Annotated in this window: 16 protein-coding genes; 5 read left to right on the top strand and 11 right to left on the bottom strand. The window is 69.3% G+C overall.

What is annotated here, in order from left to right:
- Window positions 1–183, bottom strand: a 183-nt coding sequence (locus tag GWK61_RS40305; protein ID WP_194916991.1) for a hypothetical protein, incomplete at its 3' end; no start/stop codon positions are given.
- Window positions 184–211: 28 nt separating this feature from the next.
- Complete coding sequence (locus GWK61_RS40300) at window positions 212–742, bottom strand: SigE family RNA polymerase sigma factor (RefSeq protein WP_194916990.1); 531 nt, start codon at window positions 740–742, stop codon at window positions 212–214.
- A 316-nt stretch (window positions 743–1058) separates the two neighbouring features.
- On the opposite strand from GWK61_RS40300, the gene GWK61_RS40295 reads away from it, so the two are divergent.
- The gene (locus GWK61_RS40295) at window positions 1059–5405 is read left to right on the top strand and encodes a discoidin domain-containing protein (RefSeq protein ID WP_194916989.1); all 4347 of its coding nucleotides are present in this window, start codon (window positions 1059–1061) and stop codon (window positions 5403–5405) included.
- Between the two features lie 81 nt (window positions 5406–5486).
- On the opposite strand, the gene GWK61_RS40290 is transcribed toward GWK61_RS40295, so the two are convergent.
- From GWK61_RS40290 to GWK61_RS40275, 4 genes are all read right to left on the bottom strand, one after another.
- On the bottom strand, window positions 5487–6044 hold the full coding sequence (locus GWK61_RS40290; protein ID WP_194916988.1) for a dihydrofolate reductase family protein: 558 nt from the start codon (window positions 6042–6044) through the stop codon (window positions 5487–5489).
- A gap of 22 nt (window positions 6045–6066) precedes the next feature.
- Complete coding sequence (locus GWK61_RS40285; protein ID WP_194916987.1) at window positions 6067–7005, bottom strand: endo alpha-1,4 polygalactosaminidase; 939 nt, start codon at window positions 7003–7005, stop codon at window positions 6067–6069.
- 87 nt (window positions 7006–7092) lie between these two features.
- Window positions 7093–8388 carry a sensor histidine kinase gene (locus tag GWK61_RS40280; protein WP_194916986.1) on the bottom strand — a complete coding sequence of 432 codons (1296 nt, stop codon included), beginning with the start codon at window positions 8386–8388 and terminating at the stop codon, window positions 7093–7095.
- Between the two features lie 5 nt (window positions 8389–8393).
- Window positions 8394–9071: a winged helix-turn-helix domain-containing protein gene (locus tag GWK61_RS40275; protein ID WP_194916985.1), complete on the bottom strand. Its 678-nt coding sequence runs from the start codon at window positions 9069–9071 to the stop codon at window positions 8394–8396.
- A gap of 75 nt (window positions 9072–9146) precedes the next feature.
- Here GWK61_RS40275 and GWK61_RS40270 point away from each other — a divergent pair, with 75 nt between their 5' ends.
- Together GWK61_RS40270 and GWK61_RS40265 are read left to right on the top strand one after the other, a co-directional pair.
- Window positions 9147–9359 (top strand): hypothetical protein, encoded by a 213-nt coding sequence (locus GWK61_RS40270; RefSeq protein WP_194916984.1) that lies wholly within the window; start codon window positions 9147–9149, stop codon window positions 9357–9359.
- 144 nt (window positions 9360–9503) lie between these two features.
- Window positions 9504–9884: a hypothetical protein gene (locus tag GWK61_RS40265; RefSeq protein ID WP_194916983.1), complete on the top strand. Its 381-nt coding sequence runs from the start codon at window positions 9504–9506 to the stop codon at window positions 9882–9884.
- Between the two features lie 13 nt (window positions 9885–9897).
- Here GWK61_RS40265 and efeB read toward each other — a convergent pair whose 3' ends face one another.
- The 5 genes from efeB to GWK61_RS40240 form a co-directional block, all read right to left on the bottom strand.
- Window positions 9898–11142: an iron uptake transporter deferrochelatase/peroxidase subunit gene (gene efeB, locus GWK61_RS40260; RefSeq protein ID WP_194916982.1), complete on the bottom strand. Its 1245-nt coding sequence runs from the start codon at window positions 11140–11142 to the stop codon at window positions 9898–9900.
- A complete protein-coding gene (locus tag GWK61_RS40255) occupies window positions 11139–12305 on the bottom strand; it encodes an EfeM/EfeO family lipoprotein (RefSeq protein ID WP_194916981.1) in 1167 nt (388 codons plus the stop codon). Before GWK61_RS40255 ends, efeB begins: the two co-directional genes overlap by 4 nt.
- A 143-nt stretch (window positions 12306–12448) precedes the next feature.
- A complete protein-coding gene (locus GWK61_RS40250; protein ID WP_438939809.1) occupies window positions 12449–13327 on the bottom strand; it encodes an alkaline phosphatase family protein in 879 nt (292 codons plus the stop codon).
- A 228-nt stretch (window positions 13328–13555) separates the two neighbouring features.
- Window positions 13556–14794, bottom strand: a complete 1239-nt coding sequence (locus GWK61_RS40245) for a DUF418 domain-containing protein (RefSeq protein ID WP_194916979.1) — start codon at window positions 14792–14794, stop codon at window positions 13556–13558.
- A 102-nt stretch (window positions 14795–14896) separates the two neighbouring features.
- Complete coding sequence (locus GWK61_RS40240) at window positions 14897–15649, bottom strand: (2Fe-2S)-binding protein (RefSeq protein WP_194916978.1); 753 nt, start codon at window positions 15647–15649, stop codon at window positions 14897–14899.
- A 157-nt stretch (window positions 15650–15806) separates the two neighbouring features.
- Between GWK61_RS40240 and GWK61_RS40235 the strand changes: the two genes are divergently transcribed.
- Window positions 15807–17018 (top strand): ATP-grasp domain-containing protein, encoded by a 1212-nt coding sequence (locus tag GWK61_RS40235; protein ID WP_194916993.1) that lies wholly within the window; start codon window positions 15807–15809, stop codon window positions 17016–17018.
- Window positions 17015–19008: IucA/IucC family protein (locus GWK61_RS40230; RefSeq protein ID WP_323747971.1), on the top strand; the 1994-nt coding region annotated here is incomplete at its 3' end. The genes GWK61_RS40235 and GWK61_RS40230, both read left to right, overlap by 4 nt.

Raw genomic sequence — 19008 nt, 5'->3', positions numbered from 1 at the left:
GCTCGGCACCACCGCCACCGCGCCCGCCGCGACCAGCGCCACGCCGGAGGCCGCCGCCGTGCGCGCCCGGCGCCGGTGCCGGCCGGCGACGATCACCTGCGCGGCGGTGAATCCCGCCGCCTGGTCGTCCGCGCCGTGCAGGACCTCGCGCATGTGCTTTTCGAAACCATCGGTCGTTTCCATACACCACCTCTGAATCGGAGGAACCGCCTTACCAATCAGCCGGAACAGGTGCCCCGGCCGAGCTGAGCAGGACGCGCATCTTGCGCAGCCCGCGCGCCACGGTGCTCTTGACCGTGCCGATCGCGACGCCGAGCTCCGCGGCGATCTGCGCGTCGCTCAGGTCCGCGTAGTACCGCAGCACCAGCACCTGCCGCTCGCGTCGCGTCAGCTGCGCCAGAGCCGCGAGCATCGCGTCCCGTTGCGCGAGGCCGGCTGCGTGGTCGTCCTGGGAGCGGACGTCCGGTACCTCGGCCGTCGGCCACTCCGGGCGATGCTGACGGCGGCGCCACCAGTCGCGCTGCTGATTGAGCAGCGCCTTGCGGACATACGCCATCGGATCCCCGAAGTGGACGCGTCCCCACCGCGCGTACGTCCGCTCCAGCGCGGACTGCGCGAGATCGGCAGCCCGCTCCGGATCGCCGCTCAGCCACAGGGCCAGAGCACGGATACGGTGCGCATTCGCCTCGACGAACTCCGTGAAGTCCGCGTCAAGCTCGGTTCGCTTGCTTTGTCGTCCCACGCTCCTACAGACGCATGAGCCACCGAAGCGGGTCTGTGTCACCGGCAGGCAAATCCGTGCCGTCGTGACCTATCTATGAGTGGCCGACATCACCCCAACAGGGGTGAAGCCCACTAATCGGCGGAACCCGCCCATCGTTCCCCGCGCCTCCTCCACCTCTTGACCTGTCGGTAGCGTCTCTGTAACTTCCCCATGGCACGGCGCAAAAAAGCGTCAGAGTCATGAAAAGATCGAAGACTCGATCGAGAATTGTCTCGCGAGGGTCTCGCAGGGCTCTGACGCGTCCACCTTCCCGCCCCACGAACCGAGGAAGTCGATGCGTCACGGAATACTCTCGGCCGGTTCGCCGGCCCCGGCCAGACGATGGCGCCGCGGCGCGATCGGCCTGGTCCTGGCGGCCATGACGGCCGCGCTCCTGCCGATGCTGCCGGCCACAGCGGCGCACGCCGCAGGCACCAACCTCGCGCTGGGCAAGGCGGTCTCCGTCTCCAGCACCAACTCCCCGTACGTCGGCTCCAACCTCACCGACAGCGACGCGAACTCCTACTGGGAGGGCACCAACGGCGCGTTCCCGCAGTGGGCGCAGGTCGATCTGGGTGCTGCGACGTCGGTGAACCAGGTCGTGCTCAAGCTCCCGGCGTCCTGGGGCGCGCGGACCGAAACCCTGTCGGTACAAGGCAGCACCGACAACTCGACGTTCTCCACGATCGTCGCCTCGGCGGGCTACACCTTCGACCCGAGCGCGAACAGCAACACCGTGACGATCAGCTTCGGCGCCGCCAGCGCGCGGTACGTGCGGGTGAACATCACCGCGAACACCGGCTGGAACGCCGCCCAGCTGTCGGACTTCGAGGTCTTCGGCGCCGCGGTGTCCTCCAACAACCTGGCGTCCGGCAAGACGATGTCGGCCAGCGGCTACACCCAGAACTACGCGCCGGCCAACGCCAACGACGGTGACGCGAACAGCTACTGGGAGAGCTCGGACAACGCCTTCCCGCAGTGGCTCCAGGTCGACCTCGGCGCCTCGGTGTCGGTCAACCAGGTGGTGCTGAAGCTGCCGCCGTCCACCTCGTGGGGCGCGCGGACCCAGACGCTGGCCGTGCAGGGCAGCACGAACGGCTCTTCGTTCAGCGACATCGTCGCCTCGGCCGGGTACACGTTCGACCCGAACGCCAACGGCAACACGGTGACGATCAGCTTCACCGCGACCACCACCCGGTACGTGCGGCTGAACATCACCGCGAACACCGGATGGCCGGCCGGCCAGATCAGCGAGTTCCAGGTCTACGGCCCCTCCGGCGGCGACACCACGCCGCCCAGCGCCCCGACCAACCTCGCCTACACCCAGAACAGCAACGGCGCGGTCGCCCTTACCTGGGGCGCGAGCACCGACAACGTGGCCGTCACCGGCTACGACGTCTACGCCAACAACGCGCTGCTGACCTCGGTCCCGGCCACCGCGCTGACCTACACCGACAACCCGCCGACCACCGAGACCGTCACCTACTTCGTGCGCGCGCACGACGCGGCGGGCAACCAGTCGGCGAACAGCAACAGCGTGACCCGCAACGGCGCCAGCGGCGGCGACACCACCCCGCCCACCGCGCCGACCAACCTCGCCTACACCCAGCCGGCCTCCGGCCAGGTGAAGCTGACCTGGGCCGCGAGCACCGACAACGTCGGCGTGACCGGCTACGACGTCTTCCGCAACAACGCGAAGGTCGCCACGGTCTCCGGCAGCACCCTGACGTACACCGACTCGGTCGCGGACTCCCTGACCGTGTCCTACTACGTCGAGGCGCACGACGCGGCCGGCAACGAGTCCACGGCGTCCAACACCGTGACCCGCACCGGCTCCGGCGGCACCCAGACCAACCTGGCGCTGAACAAGCCGATCGACGGCTCGGCGAACACCTTCACCTACGCGCCGGCGAACGCCGACGACGGCGACGTGACCACGTACTTCGAGGGCTCGTCCTACCCGTCGACGCTGACCGTCCACCTGGGCGCGAACGCCGACCTGTCCTCGGTGGCCGTGAAGCTGAACCCGGCCGCGGCCTGGTCGGCCCGCACCCAGACCATCGCGGTCCTGGGCCGGGAGCAGAGCGCGACGTCGTTCACCACGATCGCGGCGGCGCAGTCCTACTCCTTCGACCCGAACAGCAACCAGAACACCGTCACCATCCCGGTCAGCGCGCGCGTCGCCGACGTCGAGCTGTCCATCACCAGCAACAGCGGCGCCCCCGGCGGGCAGGTCGCGGAGTTCCAGGTCTTCGGCACCCCGGCGCCGAACCCGGACCTGACCCCGACCAGCTCCTCCTGGACCCCGGCCGCGCCGGTGGAGACCGACAACGTCACCGCCTCCGCCGTCATCTCCAACGCCGGCACCGCGGCCTCGGTCGCCACCGACGTGAACTTCTACCTGGGCTCGAACAAGGTCGGCTCGACCACCGTCGGGGCGCTCGCGCCCGGCGCGACGCAGACCGTCTCGGCCTCGATCGGCACCCTGACCGCGGGCAGCTACCAGCTCACCACCAAGGTCGACGAGTCGAAGAAGAACTTCGAGACGCAGGCCAACCAGAGCTACACCAACTCCACGAACCTGGTCGTCGCCCCGGTACAGTCCGCCGACCTGGTCGGCACGCTGTCCTGGACGCCGCCGAACCCGTCCAACGGCAACACGGTGACGTTCACCGCCTCGGTGAAGAACCAGGGCACGATCGCCACCACGAGCGGCTCGCACGGCATCACGGTCACCCTGCTGGACCAGAACAACGCGACCGTGGCCACCCTGACCGGCTCGATCAGCGGCGCGATCGCCTCCGGCGCCACCGCGGCCCCGGTGACCCTGGGCACGTGGAACGCCGTCAACGGCAAGTACACCGCGCACATGGTGATCGCGACCGACCCGAACGAGCTGCCGATCAAGGTCCCGCACCTGACCACCGACACCCCGCTGTTCGTGGGTCAGGGCGCGAACATGCCCTACGACAGCTACAAGAGCACTGACGGCACCCTGGGCGGTTCCGCGGCGGCCGTCGGCCCCAACCGCACCATCGGCGACATCGCCGGCGAGGCCACCCAGCGCAAGGCGGTGACGCTGGACAACACCGGCGACTCGGTCAGCTGGACCTCGCGGGAGTCGACGAACACCTTCGTCCTGCGCTACTCGATCCCGGACGCCTCGGGCGGCGGCGGCACCAACGCCACCCTCGACCTGTACGCCAACGGGAACCTGGTCCAGCCGCTGAACCTGACCTCGCACTACGCGTGGCTCTACGGCGCCGAGACCGGCCCCGGCGACTCCCCGAGCGCCGGCTCGCCGCGGCACATCTACGACGAGTCCAGCTTCCTGCTGGCCAACTCGTACCCGCAGGGCACCGTGTTCACGTTGAAGAAGGACAGCGGGAACAGCTCGCAGTACGCGATCGACTTCATGAACCTGGAGCAGACCGCCCCGACTGCGAACCCCGACCCGGCGCACCTGCTCGTCCCGGCCGGCTTCACCCAGCAGGACGTGCAGAACGCCATCGACACGGTCCGCCAGGACACGACGGGCAAGTACACCGGCGTGTACCTGCCAGCCGGCCAGTACCCGCTGAGCGGGCGGCTGACCGTCTACGGCAAGGCGGTCAAGGTCGTCGGCGCCGGCGTCTGGTACACCCAGTTCGTCGCCCCGCAGGGCCAGACGAACACCGACACCGGCTGGGACGTGCAGTCCACGGCCGGCGGCTCGTCGTTCAGCGGCTTCGCGTGGTTCGGCAACTACACCACCCGCTCGGACGGCCCCGGCCACACCTTCCAGCTCACCAGCGTGTCGAACATCTCGATCGACAACGTCTGGATCGAGCACAACGTGGTGGGTGTCTGGGGTCTGACGGCCGTGCAGAACTCCTCGTTCACCAACATGCGCATCCGTGACACCCTCGCGGACGGCATCAACCTCACCAACGGCAGCCAGAACAACCTCATCTCCAACGACGAGGCCCGCAGCACCGGCGACGACAGCTTCGCGCTGTTCGCCGCGCAGGACAGCTGCAGCGGCTGCAAGGAGATCAACAACACCATCCAGAACGTCACGGCCATCGCGCCCTGGCGCGCGGCGGGTGTCGCGATCTACGGCGGCGGGTCCAACACGGTCCAGAACTTCAACGTCTCCGACACGCTGTGCTACCCGGGCCTGACGATCAGCTCGCTGAACTTCGGGTTCGCCTTCGAAGGGTTCGAAGCCGCCCCGCAGACCACCACGATCCAGAACTTCTCCCTGGCTCGTGACGGCGGGCACTTCTGGGGCAACCAGGCGTTCGGCGCGATCTGGGCCTTCTCGGCGACCAACCCCTTCCAGGGGATCCGGGTCAGCGGCGGGTCGATCACCGATCCGACGTACACCGGGATCATGTTCCAGACGGACTACGTGGGCGGCACCGCGCAGAACCCGTTCACGGACACCACGTTCACGAACATGACGATCTCCGGGGCGCATGCGAACAACGACGGGTTCGGCAACGGCAAGTCGGGCTTCGGGATCTGGGCCAACCCGCTTCCGGAGTCCGGGCAGGGGCCGGCCGTCGGCACGGTCACCTTCAACCATCTGACGGAGAGCAACAACGACGTCAACATCCAGAACACGACCAGCACGATGACGATCAACGTCAACCCGTAGCGGGGAGGGCGTGCCGTAGTGAGTAGGGCGTGACTGGATCGGGCCGTCTTCCTTCGGGGAGGCGGCCCGATCCGCGTGTGGCTAGGTGCGCAGCCGGTGGCGGAGGTAGACGGCGCCACCCTTGAAGCGTCGCTCGTCCAGGAGTTCGAGACCGACGCGGAAACCGTCGGGCAGCGCGGGCTTTCCGCCGCCGACGATGATCGGGTTGAGGATCAGGTGGAGCTCGTCGACCAGGCCGGCGGCCAGTGCGGCGCTCGCGATCTCGGCGCCGCCGATGGCGAGATCGCTGGACGCGGACTCCTTGAGCTGCCTGATCGCCGCGGGATCGAAGGCTGATTCGATGCGGGTACGTGCGCTTGACGGGGTCTGGAGCGTCCGTGAATACACGATCTTGTCTGCGGCGCGCCAGATGTCCGTGAACTCCTGGGATTCTGCGGACTCGGCCTCGCGGTCCACGGTCTCCCAGTAGGACATCGTCTCGTACATCCGGCGGCCGTAGAGGTAGGTGCCGACCGGGCGCACGAGTTCGTTGACGAAGGTGTGCACTTCGGCGTCGGGAGCCGCCCATTGGAAATCGCTGTGCTGGTCCTCGATGTAGCCATCCAGCGAGGTGATGGCGAAGTAGATCAGTTTGGCCATGTTCGTAGCGTATCCGCCGATGTCAGGGACACTGCCTATAGACGTACTTCGGGCTGCCTGCGGGGGAGACGTCACGGTCCCGCCGGACCACGGACATCCCCGACTTCGAGCCCTGGCAGGCCTTGGCAAACCCGGCGTCGTCGTACTCGATGTCCAAGACTCGGCCCGCGTAAGCCGAGGCGTACTGGTCGCATTCGCCGGTGGCGCCGCATTGTTCGGCGACGGCGAAGTCGAAGCCGATCTGCCGGCGCTGGTCGAGCAGTTCGGTGGTGTTCTTCTGGCCGATGGCCAGGCCGTCGGCGTGCGCGTGCTGGGCCAGGAGAGTGGCGAAGGCGACGGTTTGCCCGGCGTCGAGGCGTCCGTTCGAGCGCTGGTAGGAGTCGAGGTTGTCGCCTTCGGTCGCCTGGAAGCCCTTGGCGGCGCAGGCGTCGATCCAGGCGAATTCGACCTTTGCGAGAGCCGCGCGCTTGGCGTCGGTGGAGACGTCGAGGAGTTGCTCGTTCCAGTCCTTGTCGATGACCGGCGCGCCGTCGGCGTCGGTGAGGAGCAGGTCGGGGTGGTTGGACTTCCACCAGCTCTCGGTGCCGGGCTGCGCTTGGAAGGCGTTGATGTAGCAGATGTTGTAGACGCCTGCGGCGGGGTCGGCGGTGCTGTCGCGGGAGATGACCTGGACGCCTGCCGGGACCGGGTAGGCGCCGCCGAGCTGGTAGTCGAACTTCGCGCCGATCGGTGGTGGGGCCACCTGCTTTGCGCCTGGCGCGGGGGTGGCCGTGGTGTTGGCCGACCCAGCCGTCGACGCGGAGTTGGCGGCGGTGGGCGCCCCGACTGCTGTTTGTGTTGCTTGTGAAGACTGGTTCGAGGTGTCGTCGTTTCCCGGCGTCCCGGTCGATGAGCAGCCCGCGACCAGGGCGAACACTGTCACCGCCGCGGTGGCGGTACCGATCGCGGGCAATGTTCGCATCGTCTACTCCTCCGGTTCGTGGATGCCGTGGCTCACGGCACGGTTCCACTGTGTCCGGCGCTGCATGAGGCGATGATGAGGTGCGGCTCAGCCGCTGCTCCGAGGTGGCAACAGCAACTCGGCCAGTGCCCCGCCGCCGGGCGCGTCGGTCAGCTGCGCGGTTCCGCCGTGCAGCTCAGCCACCCAGCGCGCGATCGCCAGCCCCGTTCCCGTCCCGCTGCTTCCGGCCCCCGTGACCCGCCGGTCGAAGAGCCGCTCCCGGTCTTCAGCCTGCACACCGGGACCGTGGTCGCGTACTGCGACACCGGCGGCCGTGACTGCAACCTCGACCGGGGTCCCGCCGCCGTGCCGCAGGGCGTTCTCCACGAGGTTCCTGACCGCCTGCGAGAGCAGTTCGGGGTCGCCGTCGACCACGACCGGCTCGGTGTCGACCGTGATCCCGGCCGGATCCGGCAGCTCCGCGACGGTCTGCTCGACCAGCTGGTCCAGGCGCAGCGGCGTGTGCTCGACCTCCTGCATGCCGGCCTCGATCCGGGCCCGGGACAGCAGCCCGGTGACCAGGCGTCCCATCCGGTCGACGCGCCGGACCGCCTCGTCCAGCGCGGCCGGCGCCCCGCCCTCGGCCGAGCCGCCGTTCTCGACGACCAGGCGCAGGGCGGTCAGCGGCGTGCGTAGTTCGTGCGCTGCCTCGGCGAGGAACTGTTCCTGCTGTTCGAGGCCGCGCAGGGCGGGGCGCATGGAGCGTCCGGACAGCAGGTGCCCGACGGCCGCCGCCACCAGGACGAGTGCGGCGCAGCCCGCGGCCAGCCACTCGGTCAGCTTGCGGTGGTCGGCCTGGCTGCGCGCGGGGTCGCTGCCGACCAGGACCGCGGCGTCGATCTTGTCGCCCTGGTAGATCGGGGTCGCGGCCCAGCGGTAGTCGGTGCCGTCGCTGTTCGGGGCGGTGACCAGGACGGTTTCCTGGTCGTGCTGGAGCGTCTGCCAGATGTCGTTCAGGCCTGCCTGGTCCGGCAGCGCGGCGTTCGAGGGCTTGGCGTAGCGGACTGCCGGAGTGCCGCTCTGGTTTTGAACCACCCCGAGCGCGTCGACGCCGTCGGCGAGGCTGTCGTCGGTCAACCCGTCGAGGCGCAGCCGGCCCTGGTCGTCGTAGTAGATGGTGCGGGCCAGGCCGTCGGCGCGGTGCGTGACGTCGTCGTCCACGCGGTGGGTCCGGGACTGCGCGTCGGTGTGGACGGCGACGGCGGCGAGCACGACCAGGCAGGCCGCGGTCGTGGCGGCGAACAGCAGCGTTGTCAGCCACCGGGCGCGGTGCAGGCGCGCGACGGCGGGGGTGGCGGGCGTGGACTTGTTCGGCCCGTCGGGCCGGGTCCGGCGCCCGATCATGAGCTTCATTCCTGGCCCTCGGCTTGATCCCCGAGCCGGTATCCGGCGCCGCGCACGGTCTCGATGAGGTCCGGCGGCCCGAGCCGGCGGCGCAGCTGCCCGATGAGGACGTCCACGACGTTCGACATCGGGTCGGCCTGCTCGTCCCAGCAGCGCTCGATGAGCTCGGTCCGCGTGACCACCTCGCCGGCCCGCAGCATCAGGACCTCCAGCACCGCGAACTCCTTCGCGGTCAGCGTGAGCAGCACGCCGTCGCGCCGGACCCGGCGTCGCGGGAAGTCGAGCTCCAGGTCGGCGACGCGCAGCTCCGCGGGCCGCGCGGGCTGCTCGCGCCGGCACAGCGCCCGCACCCGCGCCGTGAGCTCGGCGAACGCGAACGGCTTGACGAGGTAGTCGTCCGCGCCGTGCTCGAAGCCGGCCACCCGGTCGCTGACCGCGTCCAGCGCCGTGAGCAGCAGCACCGGCAGCGTGGAGCCGGCCTTGCGGCGGGCGGCCAGGAGCGTGAGCGCGTCGCCGTCGGGCAGCGTGCGGTCCGCGACCAGGCAGTCGTAGCTGTTGACGGCGAGCTTGAGGTCGGCATCGGCCAGATCCCCGGCCAGGTCGACGGCGAAGCCCGCCGCCCGAAGCCCCCGGACCAGCTCCGGGGCGAGCTCCGGGTCGTCCTCCACCACCAGTACGCGCATGATCGCGAGATTACCGGGCCGGGGCGCCGGATCCGCCTCATCATGGCCTCATCTTCGCTCGGGCAGCCTGCTTGCATGACAGGAATACGGCTCAGTCACGTAGGCATCGCGACCGCCATCGGGCTGGTGATGCTGCTCATAGGCAGCGGCTGCCTCTCCCATTCCAGGGACGGCGGCACCCTCGGCGACCTCGGCGGCGCGCGTGGCCAGGCACACGCGGTGACCGCCGCATCGACCTCGCCGGCGCCTCCCACGCTGCCTGTGCTTCCCCTTGCGCCGAAGCGGTAGGGCAGCAGAAATGCGGTTCTGTCCGGCGACGGAGTACGGCATCATGGGGATCATGCGCAATCGACTTCTTGGCAGGTTCACGGCCGCCGACTCGTAGAGGTCGGGCACGCCGGGTGGTCCGGCGGCCCCGCCCTGCGAGGAAGAGTGTCCCGTTCCATCCGGCACGGATCGTTGTGGCCTGCCCAGCCCGCCGAGGCCGGGACCCAGCGTCCCCACCGAGAGCTGTACGACCTGCGGTATTCCGCCGCTGAAGCCACCCGCGCCAAGACCGAGGGCCGCCGCGCGCAGCCCCAGCGGATCCGGCCCGCGACGGAGAACCCCTGCGCACGCGGTCGATGCGGCGACTTCACGATGATCAACGGCGCGTACGCCGCGGCGCAAAGCAGCATTCGTACTTCGGAGCGCGCGGCGCTCGGCGAGCTGCTGAAGCTGGTCAACGGCGGTGTCGGTGCGACTGACGTGCCCGACGCGCCCGATGGCGTCGACTTCGACGAGCGCGCCAACGGTCGCCGCGCGGCTTGGTGAGGCAGACCTCCACTCAGCCGGTCCAGCGCCCCAGCAACCCCGACCCGAAGTAGTCCCCGCCATCCCGAACCCCGGGCAGCGCGAAGAAGTATCCGCCGCCGGTCGGCTGGATGTAGTCGACCAGCGGCTCCCCGGCCAGCCGCGCCTGCACCGCCTGGAACTGCCGCTGCACGTCCTGCTGGTAGCAGCAGAAGATCAGCCCGACGTCCAGGTTCCCGTTCACGTCCAGGCCCCGCTCGTAGTTGTAGCCCCGTCGCAGGATCTGCTGCTTCGCGGTCGCGGCGGTGCGCGGGTTCGCCAGCCGGATGTGCGCGTGCGCGGGGATCACCAGGCCGCGCGGATCCGCCGGGTAGTCCGGCGTGTCGTGCTCCGCCGAGCCGCCCAGCGGCGCCCCGCTGTCGCGCCGACGGCCGATCATGTTCTCCTGCTCGTGCAACGACACCCGGTCCCAGAACTCCACCAGCATCCTGATAATCCGCACCACCTGGTACGAGCCGCCCTCCGTCCAGGCCGGCTCGGCGCCACCGCCCCGCGTCCAGATCAGGTCCTCGGTCACAGAGCTCTTCGACACGTCCGGGTTCGCGATGCCGTCCTTGAACCCGAGCTGGTTGCGAGGCGTTCCGTCGGGCCGCGGCGCGGCGTGGAAGCCGTCGACCTTCCACGACGGCTGCATCCCGCCGCGCGTGTGCTTGGCGATGTCACGCAACGCGTGCATCACCGTGTCCCGCGAGTCCGCGCAAATCTGGAGCATCACATCCCCGTGCAGCTCCGTGGACCCCTCGACGTGATCGTCCGGGAACACCGGCATCGCGGTGAGCCGGGCCGGCTTGCGGCTCGCCAGGCCGAAGCGATCGTCGAACAGCGACGCCCCGACCCCGACCGTCACCGTCAGACCGTCGGACGGGACGCTCGCGCCGATCGTCTCGCTGTCGGTCGGCGGAGACGCCACGTCGGTCGCCGCCGGCGAACCCCCGGACGTCAGGAATCTGACTCGCTCGGTGAGCGTCTGAAACAGAACCCTGAGATCGGCCTCGCCCCGCGCCGTGACGTTGAACGCTACGAACGTCACAGCATCCTGCGGCGCCGTGAGAATCCCAGCCTGATGCGCGCCCTCGAAAGCGATCCGACGTCCCGAAGGCCCAGGACCAGAGTCCGCCACAGCCGCCGCAGCGACCCCCGCCGCGCCACCAACCGCGGCAGCCGACGCGGCTCCGACCGCCGCACCGCGCAGGAATGAACGTCTCGCCAGGCCGGTCATGCGTTCGTCCTCGGGGCCAGCAGATCAGGGATCGTGGACAGGTCTTCGAGCAGCTGGTCCAGGCCGGCGTCGATGCGCTGGCGCTGCGTGCTGGTGATGGCCGGAGCCGGCGTCCAGGCGCCGGAGGCATCACGGGTCGCCGTCAGGTCGCTTTGCAGGGTGCTGATTTCCGCGTCGAGCCTGGCACGCAAGCCCGGAGCCCGGTCGTCGATCAGCGGAGCCAGAACGCTGAGCACCTCGCGCGTGCCCTCAGTGTTCGCGTACGCCGTAGCCAGGCTCGTGCCGCTGCCGGCGTCCGCCGTCGCGGTGATCTGGAACTGCAGGGTGTTCTCCAGGATCTCGTGGGAGCGCAGCGGCAGGTCGCCGGGATCGACTTCCTCACTCGGGAAGTCGTCGATCAACCCCTGCACCGAGGTGACCAAGGCCTGAGTCAGTGGCCTTATAGAGGAGGTGGAACCTCCGTGCCAGAGTTCGTATTCGATGGCGTGCAGACCGGCCCAGCTCTTGTCCGCCGCGCCGTCCGGCAGCCCCGCCACGGTCCCGTCGATCGCGGCGTCGAAGTCGCCGAACGAGTTGTATGCGGCGCCCAGGCGCTCGTAGTCGAGGTGGGCCGTCAGCCAGTCGGTCTTCGCGGCCTGCAGATCGCCGCGCGCGACGTCGCCGTCCAGTGTCTGCGATGCGGCGAGCAGCTTCGGCAGAGCGCTAGCCAGCCACGCGCGGTAGGCCTTGACCGGCGCCGTCAGGTCCAGGTCGGGCAGCGGCTTATAGCCGGCGACCGCGTCGGAAGTCGTCCCCGAGACAGAGAACTGCGATGTGGTGTGGACCTTGCCGTTGGACAGCACGCAGCGGATCGCGTAGCGGCCCGCACCGAGGGTCGTGGCCAGTGGCAGCGTGCGCCCCGGGGTCAGCCACGGGATCTCCGCGTAGACCCGGTTGGCGGTGTCCACGAGGTAGACCGTCGCGAAGACGTCCGTGTCGTCGGTGACCGCGAAGTCGACGCGGCCGGCGTCGGCGGCGTCGGGAGGCGTGCCGCAGCCGGTGGTGCGGACGGCGATCGGGCCGCCGGCCACCGCCGGATGAGACTGCGCGACGCCCGCCGCCACGGCGACGGCCACCGCGATCGGCAGCACCGCGAGGCGTACCTGCCAGGAGGCACGGCGCATGACGCTGGGGGTTCCTTTCCTAGTCTGAATACGAGCTCTGATCGTGCACACAGCACACAGCACACAGCACACAGCACACTGCGGACGACCCGGATGGCTCGGGTCGTCCGCCGCGCGTCACGCCGATCAGGTCAGGCGCGCGTTCAGCTCCAGATGTCGGTGATCGCAGCGGCACCCGAGCTGTTGCCGACCGGCGACAGGCCGTACATCTGCTCCAGGGTGGCCAGCAGGTTGTAGTGGTCGACCTGCTCGCTGTACTGGCCGGGGTTCACACCGGCGCCCACGACGATCGTCGGGATCTGGTTGCTCTCGGTGTAGTCGTCCTCGTCCCAGGTGACGATCAGGAGGCTGTTGTGCGACTGGGCCCAGGTCGCGTACGCCGACAGGTTGTTCTGCAGCCAGCTGTCGCCGTCGGCGACGGTGCCGTCGTGCATGTCGTCGTCGAGGTTCGGGATGACGAACGACAGCGTCGGCAGCGTCGAGTAGTCGCTGGGGAACTGGCTGAACGACACCGAGTCCGAGCTCGGCACGTTGCTGAAGTTCACCCACGGCGAGTGCTTGCGCGCGTAGGCGCCGGAGGTGCAGCTCGTCGAGCCGGTCTTCGGCAGGTTCTCGGAGTAGCCCTTGAAGGTCTTGCCGGCCGCCAGCAGCTCCGAACCGAGGTTCGCGGTGTTGCCCTCGCTGACCGGGCACTTGTCCGAGGACAGGCCGAAGGTGTCGCCGCCGAACAGCGCCATGTAGTTCGGCTCGCTCGGGTGGGTGATGGCGAACGAGTTCGTCAGCAGCGCGCCGGAGGATGCCAGGGAGTTGATGTAGGGGGCGTCGGAGCTGCCGATGATGTCGTCGTAGGAGTGGTTCTCCTCCATCACGACGACCACGTGGTCGGGGGTCGGGACCACGCCGGCGGTGGCCGGGGACGCGACCCGCGTGGTGGGGGTGGACGCCGTGGCGAAGGGGACGACGGCGGCGGCCAGCGCGACGGTGCCGAGAGCCGCGGTCAGCGACAGGGCTTTGCGATTCATGCGCATGGAATCTCTCCTTGTGGGAGCGGTGGGGCGTGGGGAAGGCAGCACCGGTGATGCTAGATACGGACCGTGACAAGTGGAACACCGTCGGAGGCAAAGGATTGGTTAACATCAAGGGGCTGAGCGCTGCGCTGCGGGAAACCGGGGCGCGCGAGGACAGCGATCATCCCGGGTACTGCGTGGGCTAGTAGATCCGGGCTTCGCCGGCGGCGCGTAGCGGGATCTTTAGGCGCGGTTGAGCCGGGCCGCGGGCTTGGTGGCCGCGTTGAGCAGGTACTCCAGCGGCCCGCGCTGGAACCGGCGGGACCAGAGGCCTGCGAAAGTGATAGCCGTCGCGATGAACACGAGCAGCACCCACAACGGTTCTTCCGACTGTTCGTCGATCCCGAGGACGGTGATGGCGACGATGTGGCCGACGTACGCGGTCAGGGACATCGTGCCGACGGCGATCACCGGCGCCAGGAGGCGGCGCGCGCGGGGGAGTCGGTCGAGGAGCGTGAGGCTGCCGACCACGGCGAGGATCGCGACGCCGGTGCTGCCCAGGATTTCGAACGTGGTGCCGCTGTGTGGGGAGGCGACCAGGAGGTTGGCGGTGCTGTCGGTCGAGACGGTGCCGTCTTCCGCGCTGGTGCCGGATCCGACGGTGGCCAGGTCCGTCAGGTGCGGGAAGACGTGGAAGAGGAGCCAGGACAGGCCGTAGCCGGTGGCTGTGAGACCGGTGCCGAGGGCTGCCAGGCGCTTGAGTACGTTCGTGGCGCTCAGGTCGAGGCGGGCCAGCGCCATGCCGGCGATCACGAACGGCATCCACGTCAGCGCCGGATAGCCGCCGGTGAGCAGCAGGGCGATCGGGCCCTCGAAGCGGCCGGTCGTGCCGTCGCCGAGTTCGAAGGTGGCGCGCAGTAGGTATGAGAGTTGCGGGCCGGCAAGGGCCCACGCCACGGCGATGGCCGCGAGCGTGCCGGCTCGCAGGCGTACCAGGGGCAACGCGAGCAGGAAGTAGACGCCGTAGTAGGCGAGGATGACCTCGACCGGCGTGTCTGACGCTGTTAGTGCGACTCCGAGCGCAAGTAGGAACACGGCCCGGATGACGATCCGCGCCACGGCCTGCCGCCCTGCGGCTCCGGTCCGTGGGACCCGCCTGCCTGCGATGATCGCCAGCGAGGCGCCGGCCAGGAGCGCGAACAACGCCGACGCGCGTCCGTGGGACAGGAGCATCAGCGCGCCCAGCGGACCGCCGACCGACGGATCGGGGCCGACGTGCGCGGCGAACATGCCGAACACGGCGAGGGCTCGGGCCAGGTCGAGGCCGATGAGGCGGGTTGGTGGGGAGATCGTGTCGATCCGCGGGGCTGCCGATGGCGCGGTGGGCACCTGCTCGGCCTGGTCGGCCTGCTTGGCCTGCTTGGCCTGGTCAGCCTGGTCAGCCTGCTCGGTCTGGTCGGCGCCAAGGGTCGGCTGGATCATGCCAGCCATCCTGGCTTCCGTGTCGCGCTCCGGGTACCCGACACGCGGCCGGATTGAGCCCGCCGATCGGCTGGTCGTCCCCATCCGTCGGCTACCGCTCGGTCAGACGCCCAGCCGCCGCACCCGCTCGTCGTCGCAGACTCGCGGGCAGGTGAGGCAGCTCTCCGCCGGCTCGATCGCGTAGTAGAGGCAGCAGCTGACGCGCGTGCGCGTCCAGTGCTCGCGCCCCGCGGCATCGGCCAGGAGGCGGAAGTCGGCCGCGCCGGGCAGCCCTGCGTCGCCGCCGGGCAGCCCTGCGTCGCCGCCGGGCAGCACTGCGGCGGCAACCTCAACGCCGCGTGCCTCCTCGCCGAGCATGCGGGCCAGGTGCCAGATGCCGGAGACCAGGTCGTCGGCTGCCATGCCCCACAGCGCGCGCTGACCGCGCTTGGTGAACGGCCGGAAGGCGGCGAGCGCGGGCTCGACGTGCGTGGCCACGGCCTCGCGCAGCGTGCTCTCGTCGCCGGGTGTCGAGCGGCCGGGTCGGAGCGTGAGGTCGCCGGTCGGCGGGTCGATCCAGACGTCGGACGTGCGGAGCTCGGGCACCCGTCCTTCCAGGTACCAGGGTCCGCTGATCAGCAGCGCGACCGACCACAGGTAGTGGTGGAGCAGCCGTGACGCGGCGACGTGGGTTGGTGGGGCGGTGCCGTGGGATGTGGCGATGCGTGCGGCTTCGAACGCGATCAGGCTCTCGGCTGAGGTGGCCAGGCGGTCTGTGCGGACCCATGGTGAGTCGGGGTCCGACGTCGGGTCGCTGATGCTGACGCGCAGCGCCGGGCACGTGCTGGTCAGGCGCTGATACGCGGCGGTCAGCATGGTGACTCCAGGATCTGATTCAGTAGGGGGACAGCGGCAGGCTCCCGGCCGTTTCCGGTCGGGTTGACGTTCTTAGGTAAGGCTAACCTAAACTGGCGCGGTGTCCTTCATCGGCCCGCCGAACATGGCGGCTTCCTCGGTTTCCTCCATTCCGGCAATGCGGCTCTATGTGACAGCCCTTAATCCCACCGACGCGCTCACAGACGGCTTTCTGCCTGCGGCGGCGCGGCTTGGGCTCGACGTCACGGTGCTTACTGACGATGCTGACGCGCACCGTCGCGCCTACGGTCAGGTGGTATTTCCCGTACGTGATTTCGAGCCGGAGGTGATCCAGTGCGATGTGCGGGACTTCCGCGAAGTCGTCGGCGTCATCTCTGCTCATCACGCGCCGGACGCGCTATTCAGTAACGGCGACCATCTCCAGGTCCAGACTGCTTTGGTCGCCGAATACTTCAGTCTCGCGGGTAAGGACTGGCGGGCCGCTTTGCGCGCCAAGAACAAGGGCCTGTTGCGGCGCCATCTTGCTGCGACCGGTGTGGACGCGGTGTGGTCGGCGGAGCTTGCGCCGGATCAGGACGTCAGCCTTCTCCAGCCTCCGTTTCCGTGCGTGCTCAAGCCGCGTGAGGGCGTGGCCAGTGAGGACGTCGTCCTGGTCGCGGATGCTGCCGAGCTCGCGCAGCGTGTCAAGGAGATCCGCGGTCGCAGAGCCGGCGCCACGCTGGTGCTGGAGGAGTTCCTCGAAGGTGGGCTGCACACGCTGGAAACTCTCGGGGACGGTCGGCGCCGTCATGTCCTTGGCGGCTTCCAGACCCGGCTCTCGCTTCCGCCGGACTTCATCGAAGAAGTACTCACCTACATCCCGGCCTACCCGCAGGCGGTTCTCGACCAGGTTCTGGCGCAACTCGACGCGATCGGGGTCGGGCTTGGCGCGTGCCATACCGAATTCGTGCTCCAGCCTGACGGTCGGGTTCGGATCATCGAGGTCAACTACCGCGCTATCGGGGACCAGTGCGATCTGATGCTGGAGCAGATTCTCCAGATCCCGTTCTTCGAACTGGTCTTGCGCGCGCACCTGGGAGAGGAACTGCCCGCCGACCTCGGAGCCCGCGCTGACCGTCGGGCCCGCAACGAGCCGGTGCTCGCCGATCGTGCTGGCACGCTCGTTTCGGCGCCGGCTGCGTATGACCGTGATGAGGACGGCGTGCGGCTTTCCTATCGGCCGGTGCGCGGGATCGGCGAACGTCACGAGCTTCATCGGACCAATCGCGACTATCTCGGTGTGGTCTGGGCTGTGGGCTCGAATCAGGACACTGTTGATACAGCGGTCGCCGATTTCATTGCTGCCAACCGTTGGGAGATCACGTCGTGAGCCCTGACGAGCTGCTGACGATGCGGGTTCTGTCGGCGCTGCTGCGTGAGGACGTGCTGGGGATGCGTAGCGATGGCGCGCTGAATCAGAGGCCTGACGGGCTGTGGTGGACGTGGCGGACGTTAGCCATGCCGGTCGCTGGCGACGGATTCCAGGGCGACTTCGCCGCGCGACTGCCTCAGCTTCAGGTGGATGGCGTGCTGCTCACGGACCTGGCGGCGATCCTCGCGCGGCTTACTGAGCTGGCCGATCCTGAAGACCGGCCGGGCTACGTGGCTTTCGTGCAGGAGTGTCGGCAGACGTTGGACACAATGCGGCTGCACGAGGGGGCTCGGCCGACTGTCCGCGCGGCGCTCGCCGACGTCTACGGCGCTGACCCTGCCGACTGGACCGGCCTCGGCGCGTCGCTCGCCTTCGACACCCTCGCCGCGTACCTGGACCATCCGGTATATCCGACCGCTCGCGGACGCGCCGGGCTGGATGCGTCGCAGCTGCGACGTTACGCGCCGGAGTTCCATCCTGCTTTCGAACTGCGCTGGCTTGCCGTGCCCTCGGGGGCTCTCTTCGCGCACGGGCCCGAATCGTTGCCTGCCTGGTGGCCAACGGCCGGGGACCTAGGGATCGCAGGGTCCTTCCACACCATCCCCGTCCACCCGCTGACTGCGGGGGAGGACTTCGCGCGCCTGGTACCCGGCGCCCGCCTCGTGCCCGAGGCGCGACTCAGGGTGCTGCCGACTTTGTCGATGCGTACTGTCGCGGTCGCCGACGACCCGGTCCACCACCTCAAGCTGCCCCTCGCCACCGCCACCTTGGGTTTGCGTAACCGCCGCACCATCAAGCCCGGCACCTTGGTCGACGGCGCCGCCGGCCAGCGCTTGATCGAGGCGGTGATCGCCCGCGAGCCGCGGTTCGCCGGTCGCGTGCTGCACGCCGACGAGCAGTGCTACGCGCATGCCGACCACGAGCTGGCCGCCGTCCTACTGCGGCGCTTGCCGACAGGACTCGACGACGCCGTCACCGTCTCCCTGGCCGCGCTGCTGGCCGTGGCGCCAGACGGACGGCTGGTCATCGACGCGCTGGCCGACCGCTTCTACGCCGGCTCGGTCCTGGGGCTGTACGAGGACTTCCTGGCGCTGCTGATCGACTGGCAGACCACGCTGTTCGGCTACGGCATCGCGTTGGAGTCGCATCAGCAGAACACCTCACTGGTATTCGACCGCCTCGATGGCCGGACCCGGCTGCGGCTGCTCTACAAAGACAACGACGGCCTCCGGATCAACACCACCCGGGCCACAGATATCAGGCCCCTCCTCCCCGGCCTCGCCGACTTCAACGACCCAAGAATCCCCACCAACCAGGACCGCCCCCTCACCGACCTGTTCACCACCATCACCACCCACCTCTGCGCCGCAGCCCTGGCCTTCGGCCTCGCAGCAGAAGGCCGAGCGCCGCTGACTCGGACCCTGGGCACCCTGCGCTCCCGACTCACCGAAGCAGCCGACCGCCTCGGCCCCGCCGGCCAAGCCCTCCGCACAGACCTGCTCAACGCCGACCGCCTACCAATCAAGGCCATGCTGACCGCCGGCACCCTCCTGCCCAAGCACCGCACCGGCGCCGCCGACATCAACAAGCACTACACCGACGGCCCGAACTACCTGCGCCAGGCCGGGGTCTCGCTCGACAACCCCACCGACCTCGCCAAGGCGGCCACCCAGCCCGACAGCCGCACCGACTTCCGCCAGGCTGGCCCCCGCCTCGACGACCGCAGCCAGGCCAGCACTCAGCCCGCCCGGCTTACCGACCTCCCCGACGCCGGAACTCTGCCTGACGATTCCGCCGACCTCCGCCAGACGGGGGCTCGGCCCGACGGCCGCTCCGATCTCCTCGAATCTCGGCCCGGGCCCGACGGCCCCAGCTACTTTGGCGCGGCGAAGGCTCGGCCCACCGATTTCCGCCAGGCTGCGGCTCGGCCCGGTGGCCTCAGCTACCT

The sequence above is a fragment of the Catenulispora rubra genome, assembly GCF_015356825.1.
Classification (GTDB): Bacteria; Actinomycetota; Actinomycetes; order Streptomycetales; family Catenulisporaceae; genus Catenulispora; species Catenulispora rubra.
The sequence above is the reverse complement of the archived record's forward strand: the minus strand, read 5'-3'. Positions and strand labels throughout refer to the sequence as shown.

Coding starts and splice junctions, on each gene's coding strand:
- GWK61_RS40275 (WP_194916985.1), bottom strand. CDS start 9,071: ATGCGCGTACTGGTGGTGGAGGACGACCCGGAGCTCGCCCCGGAGCTG.
- GWK61_RS40280 (WP_194916986.1), bottom strand. CDS start 8,388: ATGATCGGGCGCCGGACCCGGCCCGACGGGCCGAACAAGTCCACGCCC.
- GWK61_RS40285 (WP_194916987.1), bottom strand. CDS start 7,005: ATGCGAACATTGCCCGCGATCGGTACCGCCACCGCGGCGGTGACAGTG.
- GWK61_RS40235 (WP_194916993.1), top strand. CDS start 15,807: ATGCGGCTCTATGTGACAGCCCTTAATCCCACCGACGCGCTCACAGAC.
- GWK61_RS40240 (WP_194916978.1), bottom strand. CDS start 15,649: ATGCTGACCGCCGCGTATCAGCGCCTGACCAGCACGTGCCCGGCGCTG.
- efeB (WP_194916982.1), bottom strand. CDS start 11,142: ATGACCGGCCTGGCGAGACGTTCATTCCTGCGCGGTGCGGCGGTCGGA.
- GWK61_RS40255 (WP_194916981.1), bottom strand. CDS start 12,305: ATGCGCCGTGCCTCCTGGCAGGTACGCCTCGCGGTGCTGCCGATCGCG.
- GWK61_RS40245 (WP_194916979.1), bottom strand. CDS start 14,794: ATGATCCAGCCGACCCTTGGCGCCGACCAGACCGAGCAGGCTGACCAG.
- GWK61_RS40270 (WP_194916984.1), top strand. CDS start 9,147: ATGACAGGAATACGGCTCAGTCACGTAGGCATCGCGACCGCCATCGGG.
- GWK61_RS40295 (WP_194916989.1), top strand. CDS start 1,059: ATGCGTCACGGAATACTCTCGGCCGGTTCGCCGGCCCCGGCCAGACGA.
- GWK61_RS40250 (WP_438939809.1), bottom strand. CDS start 13,327: ATGAATCGCAAAGCCCTGTCGCTGACCGCGGCTCTCGGCACCGTCGCG.
- GWK61_RS40290 (WP_194916988.1), bottom strand. CDS start 6,044: ATGGCCAAACTGATCTACTTCGCCATCACCTCGCTGGATGGCTACATC.